Origin of the sequence: Lysobacter sp. CA199 (genome assembly GCF_052078715.1) — a bacterium.
Taxonomy (GTDB): Bacteria; Pseudomonadota; Gammaproteobacteria; order Xanthomonadales; family Xanthomonadaceae; genus Lysobacter.
Window position 1 is genome coordinate 171,354 of sequence record NZ_JBQJIL010000009.1, and the last position, 12,138, is coordinate 183,491.

General features: G+C 66.6%; 7 protein-coding genes. 3 read left to right on the forward strand and 4 right to left on the reverse strand.

The window, feature by feature from the left end; translation table 11 throughout:
• The first annotated feature begins 1 nt into the window (after position 1).
• From ACTOWJ_RS17670 to ACTOWJ_RS17680, 3 genes are all read left to right on the forward strand, one after another.
• Positions 2 to 706 (forward strand): hypothetical protein, encoded by a 705-nt coding sequence (locus ACTOWJ_RS17670; protein WP_441335933.1) that lies wholly within the window; start codon positions 2 to 4, stop codon positions 704 to 706.
• 39 nt (positions 707 to 745) lie between these two features.
• Positions 746 to 3,196, forward strand: coding sequence for an apolipoprotein N-acyltransferase (gene lnt / locus ACTOWJ_RS17675; protein WP_441335934.1), 2,451 nt, complete (start codon positions 746 to 748; stop codon positions 3,194 to 3,196).
• A gap of 328 nt (positions 3,197 to 3,524) precedes the next feature.
• Positions 3,525 to 4,943 (forward strand): amino acid permease, encoded by a 1,419-nt coding sequence (locus tag ACTOWJ_RS17680; RefSeq protein WP_441335935.1) that lies wholly within the window; start codon positions 3,525 to 3,527, stop codon positions 4,941 to 4,943.
• Between the two features lie 883 nt (positions 4,944 to 5,826).
• Here ACTOWJ_RS17680 and ACTOWJ_RS17685 read toward each other — a convergent pair.
• The 4 genes from ACTOWJ_RS17685 to ACTOWJ_RS17700 form a co-directional block, all read right to left on the reverse strand.
• Positions 5,827 to 7,305 (reverse strand): MFS transporter, encoded by a 1,479-nt coding sequence (locus tag ACTOWJ_RS17685; RefSeq protein ID WP_441335936.1) that lies wholly within the window; start codon positions 7,303 to 7,305, stop codon positions 5,827 to 5,829.
• 255 nt (positions 7,306 to 7,560) lie between these two features.
• The gene (locus ACTOWJ_RS17690; protein WP_441335937.1) at positions 7,561 to 8,616 is read right to left on the reverse strand and encodes an MDR family NADP-dependent oxidoreductase; all 1,056 of its coding nucleotides are present in this window, start codon (positions 8,614 to 8,616) and stop codon (positions 7,561 to 7,563) included.
• Positions 8,613 to 10,346 (reverse strand): phytoene desaturase family protein, encoded by a 1,734-nt coding sequence (locus ACTOWJ_RS17695; protein ID WP_441335938.1) that lies wholly within the window; start codon positions 10,344 to 10,346, stop codon positions 8,613 to 8,615. Before ACTOWJ_RS17695 ends, ACTOWJ_RS17690 begins: the two co-directional genes overlap by 4 nt.
• 23 nt (positions 10,347 to 10,369) lie before the next feature.
• Positions 10,370 to 12,109, reverse strand: a complete 1,740-nt coding sequence (locus ACTOWJ_RS17700; protein ID WP_441335939.1) for a phytoene desaturase family protein — start codon at positions 12,107 to 12,109, stop codon at positions 10,370 to 10,372.
• Between the last annotated feature and the right edge of the window lie 29 nt (positions 12,110 to 12,138).

Here is a 12,138-nt window from a genome sequence, read left to right on the forward strand (position 1 = left end):
CGTGGCCAAGCGCCGCCATCCGCATGCCCCGTCGTCCCGCGCGGACGGCGAGGGCATGCGTGTGATCGCGAAGACGCGCACCGCCCGCGGCGGCAGGCTGCCGTGGGTGGTCGCCGTCGTCGTGGTCGTCGTCGCGCTGGCAGGGTGGTGGTGGATGCGCGAACCACCGGTGCGAGATCCGAACACCGCCGTCGCGCAGGCCGGTATGGATCGCGACATGGCGGTCGGTGCGGTGGACGGCCGGTCCGCATCCACCAGCCCCGCGCGGCAATCTACGTCGCTGCAGGAGCCGCCGGCCATGCCGAGCAACGATCCCGACGATCTGGCCGCTTACTTCCAACCCGGCGATCCAGAGCCCACCGGCGCGCAAGTCATCGAGGCCTTGCAGCAGGCTGGCGTGCGCACGGGCCTGGGCGCGTTCAACCCGCCCGGGACCAGCCCGCCGCTGGTCGGGCTGGCGGTGCCGGAAAATTTCGATCTGCCCGAAGGCTATGTCCGCCATCATCAGGTGACCGACGAGGGCGTGCCGATCGAGCCGATGCTGATGTTCGCGCCCGGTTTCACCTTGTACGACGCGCGGGGCCGGCCCATCGCGATGCCGGCCGACCGGATCGTGCCGCCGGAACTCGCGCCGCCCGGAATGCCGCAGCGGCAGATCCGGATTCCCCAGATGCCGATTCCCCAGATCCCGATTCCCCCGCGCTGACACCGCTACACGGAGTGTTTCGATTTGACCCAGGAGCGGTTGTCCCCGTCCCGCTGGCGTAGCCTCGCCGGCATCCTCGCCACTGCTGTGCTGCTCGGCCTGTACGCTCGTGGCGGTCTCGCCTGGGGCCTGGGTTTCGTCGCGCTGGTGCCGTGGCTGCTGGCGCTCAACACCGACACGACGGCGTTGCGCATGCTGGCGAACGGCGCGTTGATGAGCATCGCCTTCGCAGCGGCGGTTTTTTACTGGTTCGGCGCGGCGATCGGCGCCTACACCGGGGTCGGTGCGCCGACGGCGATGGTGGTGCTGCTGGTATTCGCGCCGTTGCTGCAGCCGCAATTCATCGCCTTCGCACTGGTGCGTCAGTGGGCGGGGCGCCGTTACGGGCCGGCGCTGCGCGCGCTGGCCGCGGCATCGGCGTGGGTGGCCTGTGAGTGGCTGGTGCCCAAGATGTTGGGCGATACGCTGGGTCACGGCTTGTTTCCGTCCGCCGTGCTGCGACAAGTCGGCGACCTCGGCGGCGCCACGGGCATCACCGTGTTGCTGTTGCTGGTCAACGAAGCGGTGGCCCTGGCCATCGAACGCCGCGATCGCGGCATGCGCGTGCTGCTGCGGCCGCTCGCGTTGGGAGCGTTCATCGTCGTGTGCATGGCCGGTTACGGCATGGCGCGGCGCGCGGCCTTGCAGGTGCCCGCGGTCGATGATGCGCCGACGCTGCGCGTCGGCATGGTTCAGGCCAGCATCACCGACTATGAGCGCTTGCGCAAAGAGATTGGCGCTTATGCCGTGGTCCGGCGCGTGCTCGACACGCATTACTCGCTCTCGTGGTCGGCGATCCGCGATCACGGCGCCGACGTGCTGCTGTGGTCGGAGACCGTGTATCCCACCACCTTCGGCAGCCCGCGCAGCGAAGACGGCGCCGCGCTGGACCGCGAGATCCAGGGCTTCGTCGATGCGGCGGGCGTGCCCTTGGTGTTCGGCACTTACGATCGCGACGGGCAGGGCGAATACAACGCGGCCGCGTTCCTGGAACCCGGCAAAGGCCTGCTCGGCGTCTATCGCAAGACCCATCCGTTCCCGCTGACCGAATACGTGCCGCGTTGGCTGGATGGGCCGCGGTTGCGGAGTTGGCTGCCGTGGACCGGCAGTTGGCGTCCGGGTAACGGCGCGCGCGTGCTGCCGCTGCGCAGCGCGGACGGGCGCGAAGTCAACGTGATGCCGCTGATCTGCCTGGACGACGTGCATAGCGACCTCGCGATCGACGGCGCGCGGCTCGGGGCGCAAGCCATCGTCGGCATCTCCAACGATTCCTGGTTTACCGAGTATCCGGTCGGCGCGCGCCTGCATCTGGCGGTCGCGGCGTTTCGCAGCATCGAAACGCGGTTGCCGCAGGTGCGCGTCACCACCAACGGACTGAGCGCGATCATCGACGATACCGGCGAGGTGCTCGCGAGCACTTCGATCGGCGACCAGGCCGTGCTGACCGCCTTCGTCAGCGCGCGCGATCCGTCGCCGACCTTGATGGTGCGTTGGGGCGATTGGGTGGGGCGCGCGGGTGCGGCGTTCCTGCTCGCGTTGGCGGCGCTGGCGGCGTGGCAGGCAGTGCGTCGCCGTGCCGTCGCTGTGCCGGAGGTGGAAGCGGCCATCGAGGTGGTGGTGCTCACGCCGTTCTGGCGAGCGCTGACCGGCGCGCTGAGGCTGTGTGCGGGCGTGGGGCTGGTGTGGCTGGCCTTCGACATGCTGGCCCGCATCGGCCTGCAGATTCAGTCCTTGTCGCAGTTGCGGCTGTTCGCCGGGGCGGTGCTGGCGCCGGCCGTGGTCGCTTGGGCGATCGAGCGTGCGTTCGTCGCGCGATTGTGCGTCACCGGTTCGCTGTTGGTGCTGGATCAACGCCGGCAACGGATCGAACTTCCGGTGGAGTCGATCGCCGCGCTGCGACCTTGGCGCATTCCACTGCCGGGCAGCGGCGTCGATGTGCGCCTGGTCGCGGGCCCGTGGTGGACGCGGAGTCTGGCGCTGACGCGTCCGCACGCATTGCAGCGCATGTTGGCTGCGACCGGCACGCCGATTCGCTTGGAGGGCCGCTTCGCGATCGGTTGGGCCGATCTGGCCCAGACCCGCGCGGACGCGCACCGGCGCCGGCTCGATCCCCCCTTGGTGAAGTTCGCGCTGTTCCCGCTGCTGCTGGCGCTGGTCGCCTTCCGGCTGCATCAGGTCATCGCCTTCGGCGGCACCTTCGGCGAGTACTACAGCTACGGGCTCGGGGCCTATCTCACTGGCTTGCTGATCTGGTGGGCGTCGTGGTCGATCGGCTTGATGTTGTTCGCCGCCGTGCTGCGGATCGCGATCGAAACGATCGCGGTACTGGTCATCGCGCTGCGCTCCACGCACGCGGCCGCGTTGCGCGACGCGCTGGAATGGCTGGGCCGCTTGGCGTTCTACCTCGGCGTTCCGGCGTGGCTGGCGTGGCGGTTGCTGTCCACGGGATGAAAGGCCCGAGCTTGCGCCAATGCGGTCGGCCAGATCCATTTCATGGGCTGACTTAATGCCCGGCGGCGCTTGCTGCTGCGCCGCTCCACGCGGTTGAGCCATCACAGCCGGATGCCTGCCGGGAGTGAGTTGGCGCTGCTGCGTGACGAAAAGCGTCGGGCCTGAAGGTCCTCCCACAAAAGTGACTGTGAACCGCACGGCGATTTGTGCGGACTTCCGCACGCCGACACGAGAACCGTCGCTATTCGGGGCGCGAACACCGATGCCAGCATTCCGAAGCCGGCAGGCGCGTCGCGCAGCGACGGCCGCCATCACCGCGGGAGACGCAATGAACCTTGTCGCGCGCATGAGCCGGCGCAAGTCGGTGCAACAACTGCAGGCCGAAGCGCTCACGCGCGGCGAATTGCGGCGGGTACTGGGGTTGTGGCATCTGACCGCGATCGGTCTGGGCGGGATCATCGGAGTCGGCATCTTCGTGCTGACCGGTACGGTCGCGGCCGGAACCGCCGGGCCGGCGGTGGTGCTGTCGTTCGTGCTGGCCGGCATCGCCAGCGCCGCGGCGGCGCTGTGCTACGCCGAATTCGCCGGGCTGATTCCGGTTTCGGGCAGCGCCTACACCTACGGTTATGCGGTGCTCGGCGAGTTCGCCGGTTGGCTGATCGGCTGGGATCTGTTGCTGGAGTTCGCTTTGATCGCGGCGGTGGTCGCGGTGGGCTGGTCCGGTTACGTGCAGGCCTTGCTCGACGCGGCGGGGGTGGCGCTGCCGCTGTGGGCGCAAGGCGGCTGGTTCGGCGGCAAGGCCGGGCAGGTGGTGAATCTGCCGGCGGTGTTCGTGTCGCTGGCGATCACCGCGCTGCTGGCGTTCAAGACCGAATGGGGCGCGCGCTTCAACACCGTGGTGGTGGCGATCAAGATCGGCGCGGCGGTGTTGATCATCGCGGCCGGGGTGGCTTATGTGGATCCGGCGCGCTGGCAGCCGTTCATGCCGTTCGGCATCGAGGGCGTGGTAGCCGGCGCTTCGATCGTGTTCTTCGCCGTGTTCGGCTACGAGATGATGACCACCGCGGCCGAGGAAGCGGTGAATCCGCAGCGCGATCTGCCGCGCGCGGTGGTGCTCTCGCTGGCCATCGCGATGACGCTGTATATCGGCATCTGTCTGGTGCTGACCGGGATCGTGTCGTACACCACGCTGGGTAACGATGCGCCGGTGGCCAATGCGTTCGCGGCGATCGGGATGCCCAAGGTGATGGTCGCGATCTCGCTGGCTTCGATATGCGGCATCACCAGCGTGATCTTCGCCAATCTTCTGGCCGGCGCGCGGATCTGGTTCGCGCTTTCGCGCGATGGCCTGCTGCCAGGCTGGTTCGGACAGGCGCACCCGCGTTGGCGCACGCCGTGGCGCACCACCTGGCTGACCGGCTCGGTGGCGGCGGTCGCGGCCGGCCTGTTCTCGTTGGAGGAGTTGGCCAAGCTGGTCAACATCGGCGTGCTGTGCGCGTTCGTGGTGATCTGCAGCGCGGTGCTGGTGCTGCGTTATCGCTCGCCCGAGCTACCGCGCCCGTTCCGCACGCCGTGGTCGCCGTGGGTGCCGCTGATCGGGATCGGTTTTTCGCTGTGGCTGATCTCAGGCCTGCCGTATATCACCTTCGAGCGTTTCGCGATCTGGCTGTTGATCGGTTGCGTGGTGTACTTCGGTTACGGGATTCGCCACAGCAAGCTGGCGCGGAGTGCGGACCGGGTGGTGTAAAGGGGTGCAAATACCAGCGCCTTTGAAAAAGAGGGCGGCGCCCGGCGTCCGCACGAGGTGGGGACGAGCATGGTAGCGCTGGGGGATTGGGCGCAGGTCGCGGTGTTGCTGCTTTTGCTAGCGACAGCAAAGGCAAATCCCCCTGGCCCCCTTTTTCAAAGAGGGGAACAGCTTTTCGGAGTCATGGGCGGGGCGCGAAAATCCGCAGGCCCGGTCGCGTTCAACGCTGACTTCGCGCCGCGTTATCTGTTTCCGCCGCCGCCGCCGCCGCCGCCGGTTTGGCGGGCGGCGGAATCGGTTTGGCTTCGTTTTTGGCCGCGGCCGGTTCCGGTTCGACAGGCGGAGCCGCCGCGGTCAGTTGCGGCGGTTCGACCGCGTCCGGCGCGCGGGCGTGGCAGGAGGGCAGAAACGCAGCCGCGAGCACGCACGCTCCCGCGATCAACGCAGCCGCAGTCGGAGGCGTAAGCGCTACGCCGAGTGTCGTTTTCATGAAGTCCCGAGTCGATCTGCCGCACTGGGCGGCGCTGCGCACGCAGGCGCTAGTAGTTATGTGTCGCGTGTCCCACAAAACGCGCCGATGCGCCTTGATCCGTCCTGGAGGCAACCCGGCCGCGCTGCGCGGCATTGCACGATACTGCAGCGTTTGGCGCTAGCTAGTGATGACCCTAGCAGGCCCACCGATGCAATGCGAGCGGTTTGACGATGAGCTGGCGTTTGAGTGGGACGAACGCACGGCATGCGGGGACGAGCGACGGGCCGGGATCACGGCGCCGATGATCGCCGGCGCGTTCGGCGAAGCGGGGCGACATCGGGCGCGGCGTATCTTGCAAGACGGCCAGACGCGAGCGCCATGTCCATGGCGACCGCGCCGTTGCCGATCCGCTCAAGCATCCGCCGCGGCCACTGCGGATTCGGGCTCGGCCTGCTCAACGCCGGCCGATACCCGTAGACGGGTCGATCGGATACTCATGAATACGAGCGCGGCCAACAGCAGACCCGCGGCGGCGGCATAGAACAAACCGCCGAACGCGGCGCGGAACAGCTCGCGCGCTGCCGGCGACAAGTCCTGGGTGGCGAGCCGGCTCAGGCTTTCCGCGCCGGAGGCGCCGGGCGTCACGCCGATCCCGGCCTGGGCCAGACGCAACAGGATCAAGGCCGTGCCGGCTGTCGCCACGACCGCGGTGCCGAGCGTGCGCGCGAAGGCCATGGCGCCGGTGACCACGCCCAGTTCGCGCGCTGGCGCGGCGTTCTGCGCGACGACGTTGATGATCGCCGTGCTCGGGCCGATGCCGAAGCCGACGATGCCCAGCAGCAAGGACGCGGTCAGCGGAGTCAATTGCTGAGCGAATACGCCCATCGCCGCGAGCGCGGCGACGGCGATCGGAAACCCCAGCAGCACCGGTCCTTTGAAGTCGCCGGTGCGCGCGGCATGACGGCCGCCGAGCAGGGCGCTGACCGCGCCGCCGACCAGCGCCGGAATCAACAGCATGCCGGCGTGCGCCGCGCTCAGGCCCAGACCGATCTGGTAGTACGCCGGCATCAGCACCGCGACCGCGATGTAGAAGCCGTAAGTCAGCAGTCCGACCAGCAAGGCCGGGCCGATCACCGGGTGGCGCACGAACATCGGCGGGATCACCGGATCGGCGACGCGCGTCTGGCGCCAGGCGAACGCCGCGCCGATCGACGCGGCGAAGACGAACAGGCCCAACACCTGCGGCGAGATCCAGGCATAGCGTCCGCCGCCCCAGGTCAGGGCGAACAGGAACGCGGTGGTCGCGATACCGAACAGCACCGTGCTCAGATAGTCGATGCGCCCGCTGCGGCCGCTGGCGGTGAACACGCGCAGGCCGGGCCAGGCCACCCACAGCGCCAGCAGGCCGATCGGCAGATTGATCCAGAAGATCGCGCGCCACCCCAGCCAATCGGTCAGAACGCCGCCGAGCAGCGGCCCGATCAAGCCCGCCACCGCCCATACGATCGCGAAGTAACCAGCGAAGCGGCTGCGATCGCGCGGTCCGGCGATTTCCGCGATCGCGGCCTGGGCGACGATGATCAGGCCCGCGCCGCCGACGCCCTGCAGGGCGCGCGCGGCCACCAGCATCGGCATGCTGACGGCCAGCGCGCACAGCGCCGAACCGAGCAGGAAGCCGGCCATGCACACCAGCAGCATGATCCGGCGTCCGTACAGATCGCCGAGCTTGCCGATCACCGGCGTGGCTGCGGCGCTGGCCACCAGGTATGCCGAGATCGCCCAGCCCATCAGATCGAAACCTTGCAGATCGCGCACGATCGCCGGCAGCGCGGTGGCGACGACGGTCTGTTCGATGGCGCCCAGAAACAGCGCCAGCATCAGTCCGGTCATCACCCGTTTGGAACCACGTTGACTCGCAGCGGGTCGGGCGGCGGTGGGCCGATCCGGGTCCGATGGATGAAAGCTGGATTGATCGGCGCAGGGTTGTTCGAGGCCGGATTGATCGAGGCCGGAGCGATCGGATGGAGCAGGAGACATGGGGATTCTCGTGACGAGCGCCATCCATGCGCGCCGCCCTGAGCTCGGGCGGCGCGCGGGACTGTCGCAATCGATGGGGCCTGCTACGCGGTGTTGCGAGCGAACGGACTAAAGCTTGACCAGCACCTTGCCGCGGTTGCCGGCGCCGCCGACGAACAGGCTCTGGTAGGCCTGCGGGATTTCATCGAAGCCTTGACGGATGGTGTGGGCGCAGCTGAGCTCCTGGCGCCGGATCATGCCGCCCAGATCCTCGTGCAAGGCTTGCCAGTTGGGTTCGGTGAACCACTCCAAAGAGAAAATGCCGCGGATCGTGGCGCGTGGAAACATGATGTACGGCAACAGGCGCGGCCCGGAGTAGTCCTGTTCGACCTGGCTCGCCCACTGCCAGCACACCGCGACCTGGCTGTCGACGTTGAGCATGGAAAACACCACGTCGGTGACCATGCCGCCGATGCTGTCGAAGTACTTGTCCACGCCGCCCGGCGCGGCCTGTTGCAGTGCTTCGCGCATCTTGTCGGGGGTATCGTTGAGCTTGTAATCGACGATCGCGTCGAAGCCCAGGCCGCTGAGGTACTCGGCTTTTTCCGTCGAACCGGCGGTGCCGACCACGCGCGCGCCGGCGCGCTTGGCCATCTGTCCGACCAGGCTGCCGATCATGCCCGAGGCGCCGCTGATGACGATGGTATCGCCGGGCTTGACCTGCATGAACTTGGTCAAGGTGCCCCACGCGGTCATGCCAGGGCCGCCCATGACGCCGAGCGCCGTCGACAGCGGCAAGGTCTCGTCGTAGTTCGACGGATCGAGTCTGCGATAGGCAGGGAACACCATCGGGAAGGTACCGGTCTGCCACAGCGCCGGCTTGCCGTCGCTGACCAAATGCGTACGCCAACCGCCGAATCCTTGCACCAGATCGCCGACTTTGAACGGCGCCTTGGCATCGGCCTCGACCACTTCCATGATCGAATCGGCGCCCATGTGATTTCCGATCGGCGTGTCCAGGCAGATGCCCTGCAGATACGGGTCGACCGATACGTACAAGGTCTTGAGCAGCATCTGCCCTTCGCCGAGTCGGACATCGAGATCCTCGACGATCTTTTCGTAAATGCGGCCGGCATCCGGAACGCCCTCGACATGCTCGCGCACTACCCATTTTTCGATCTTCATGTGCTGGCGGTCCTGGTGGTGATGAGTTGCGGGTATCCGGCGGCGGGCGCGTAGGCCGGGCGCGACGGACCCACGGGATGGATGTAATGGGTCGGCGGCGGCGCGGTTTCGTCGATGCTCGCGTCGAAGTTCTTGCCGTCGTCCTTGCACACGAAGTGCATGACGTGGCGGCCCGCGGCGGCGGCGCGGATCAATCCGCCGGTGGTGGCCCACACGCCGGAGATGTAGAAGTTGGACAGGCCGGGCAGGGTCGGGCCGTTCTTCTTGATCTCCTCCTCCATGGTCTCGCCGCTTTCCACGAACGGCTGCCAGCCGAGCACGGTGCCGTCGTAGTTGCCGGTGTAGCGCACCTGGGTGAGCGGGCTGGAGACGTCGCGCACGGTGATCGCATCCTTCAAACCCGGATAGCGCTTTTCCAGCAGGCGAATCATGGCGTTGCTGACCTTGCGCTTGGCCGCGTGGTACTCGTGGCCGCGCCGCACCGGTAAGGTGTGCAGTTGCTCGCCCTTGCGCACCCGGCTGACCTGTTCGGGACCTTCGTTGAGCGCGCGCCACGGCGCGATGTCGCAGAAGTAGGTGGCGTAGACGATGCTGTGATCCTTCGGCGCCAACTCGGGATAGTGCTGGCTGCGGAACTGCACGTTGATGCTGGGATGGCGGATGCCGAGCATCTCGGCGGCTTCTTCTTCCTCCAGCAGATAGGTCGCGCACGGCTCACCTTCCGGGAACGGCTTGTTGAGGCCGAGGAAGGTGATGAAGTAGCCGGGGAAGACCATCAAGGGCTTTTCGATGGTTTCGGTATAGAGCTTGCGGTAAGTCTCGTTGAGGTATTTTCCCTTGAGGAACTTCATCAAGGTGGTGTGGCCGTCGGCGGCCGAGACGACGATGTCGGAGAAAATCTCGCGGCCGTCGGTCAGGCGCACACCGATCGCGCGGTCGTTCTCGACCAGGATTTCGTCGACCTTGGTGTTGTATTGCACTTCGCCGCCCAGGCGCTTGTAGCGCGCCTCGATCGACTTGGCCAGGCCCAGCGAGCCGCCCTCAGGCACGCCCGCGGACAGGTTGGCGTGTGAGGCGAGCTGGAAGTAGAACGGCAGCACCGGGAAGTTCTGATGCTTTTCGTAGAGGATGAAATTGAAGGCTTCGCGCAGGAACGGATCCTTGAACTTGGCAGAGTAGTCGGTCATCAACACGCTGATCGATTTGCGGATCGAGTTGAAGTACGGGACGAACGAGGCCAGCATCTTCCAGCGTTCCCAGCGTCCCATCAGGCCGACCGGCTTGAGGAAGGGATACACCCCCAGCGCCTTGCGGAAGCTGCGCAGGCCCTTGACGAAATCGCGGATCAGCTTGGCGTCTTGCGGCGAGTGTTCGAGCAGGTGCGCTTCCAGGCGATCGGGATCGGAATAGAAGTAGATCGTTCGGCCGTTGGAGGCGCGCACGATGTTGAACACGTCGAAATGACGCATCTGCTTGCCTTGCAGCGCGCCCAGTTCCATCCAGATCTGGTGCATCTCGTTGCCCGGGCCGTTGCCGAGCAGCCAGCTGATGCAGCAGTCGAAGGTGAAATCGCCGCGCTCCCAGGCGGTGCAGCAACCGCCGGGGATTTCGTGCATCTCGACGATCTGGGTCTTGTAACCGTTCATTTGCGCGTAGCAGCCGGTGGACAAGCCGCCCAGCCCCGCGCCGATGATGATCATGCTTTCTCTGTTGCTCATCGTATTCGACATAGTCCTGGCTTCCTTAGGCTCGGTCAGACGGCGGAGACTTGTTCCAACGCCGGCGCCGGCGTCGATGCGGGTTCGGCGCGGCGCGGCGGCGTCGGCCGTTCCGGCGGGGTGTTATCCAATTGCGGGAAGTGGCCGAGCTTTCCTGTGTGCCAGGGTGCGGCAGCACCGCTTTGCGTGGCTTTGAACTCTCGGCCCAGTTCCTTGCAGATGAACTGCATGACGAAGCGTCCCGACGAGGCGGCGCGGATCAGTCCGCCCAGGCTGACCCACTGTCCGGCCATGTAGAAACCGTCCAGCCCCGGCAACTGCATGCGGCCTTTGTTGACCAGCTTGTTGGCCAGGTCTTCGGCATCGCCGAAGGCCTTCCAGGCCAGGATGCTGCCGTTGCTGTTGCCGGTGTAGCGCTTGGTGGTGGCGGGCGAGGCGACGTCGACCAGTTCGATCCGCTCTTCGATCCCCGGATAACGTTTTTGCAGAAACTCGCGCACGAACTGCGCGACCTGTTTCTTTTCTGCCCAGTAGCGTTTGCGGTCTTGGGTGCGCAGCGTGCGCCAGTAGTTGAAATCGCTGAAGTAGGTGCAGTGGATCACCGAACGCCCGGGCGGGGCGAAGCCGTCGGAATAGCGCGAGCGCAACTGCACCACGATGCTGTTCTGCATGGCGCCGGGCAGGCGCGCGCCTTCTTCCTCGCTGAGCATGTAGGTGGTGCTGTGCGAGTCGTCGGGATCGAAATCGCCCTGCAGGCCGACGAAGGCCGAGACCACCGCCGGGAACAGGGTGCCGGGCTTGTTGAGCATTTCGTCGTACAAGGTGTCGATGGTTTCGTTCTTGTACTTGCCTTCGAGCATGCCGTAGATGGTGGTGTGGCCGTCGGCGGCGGAGACCACGAAGTCGGCGTAGTGGCGCGCGCCGCCCTTGAGCTCGACGCCGACCGCGCGGCCATCCTCGACCAGGATGCGATCGACCCGGGCGCGGTAGGTCATGATGCCGCCGAGTGCGTTGTAGCGTTCCTCGATCGAACGCGACAGGCCCAACGAACCGCCCTGCGGGAAGCCTGCGTTGTTGTTGTAGGCGCAGGCCATGTTGTAGAGGTAGGGCAGCAGCGGGAAGCCCTCGGGATCCTGATAGAAGATGTTGCGGAACGCGCGCCGTAGCAGCGGATCGGTGAACTTGTCGGCGAATGCGTGCATCGGCGTAGCCGCGTTGCGCCAGAACAGGCGGAACACCGGCAGGATTTCCAGGATCGTCTTGAGTTTCTCGCCCACGCTCTTGAGCGGATCGGGCTTGAGAAACGGGTACATCTCGATCTTGATGAAACGGCGCAGGTCGGCGCAGAACGAGCGGATCAAGGCGTGATCGGCCGGCGAGATCTCCAGCAGATGGCGTTCGAGCCGGTCGGGATCGTTGTAGAAGATCACCGAGCGGCCGCTTTCGTCGACGACTTTGTTGAACATGTCGAAATCGCGCACGGTCTTGCCGTCGAGCGCGCCGAGTTCGCGCCAGATCTGGTTGGCGTCGTTGCCCGCGCCGGTGCCGATCAGCCATTCGATGCAGTAGTCGAAGATGTAGCCCTGGCGCGACCAGGCGGTGCAACAGCCGCCGGGAAGCACGTGGGTTTCGAAGATGCGCGTGTCCATGCCGTTCATCTGGCCGTAGACGCCCGCGGCCATGCCGCTGACGCCGCCGCCGATGACGATGACCCGCGGCCGGCCGTTCGCGCGCGGCGTGCGGTCGCTCCAGTCCGGCCCGGTGTCACGTGCCATGGGCGTCGTCTCCCGGTGGGGCGCAGCGG

Coding starts and splice junctions, on each gene's coding strand:
- ACTOWJ_RS17680 (WP_441335935.1), top strand. CDS start 3,525: ATGAACCTTGTCGCGCGCATGAGCCGGCGCAAGTCGGTGCAACAACTG.
- ACTOWJ_RS17685 (WP_441335936.1), bottom strand. CDS start 7,305: ATGACCGGACTGATGCTGGCGCTGTTTCTGGGCGCCATCGAACAGACC.
- ACTOWJ_RS17690 (WP_441335937.1), bottom strand. CDS start 8,616: ATGAAGATCGAAAAATGGGTAGTGCGCGAGCATGTCGAGGGCGTTCCG.
- ACTOWJ_RS17695 (WP_441335938.1), bottom strand. CDS start 10,346: ATGTCGAATACGATGAGCAACAGAGAAAGCATGATCATCATCGGCGCG.
- ACTOWJ_RS17700 (WP_441335939.1), bottom strand. CDS start 12,109: ATGGCACGTGACACCGGGCCGGACTGGAGCGACCGCACGCCGCGCGCG.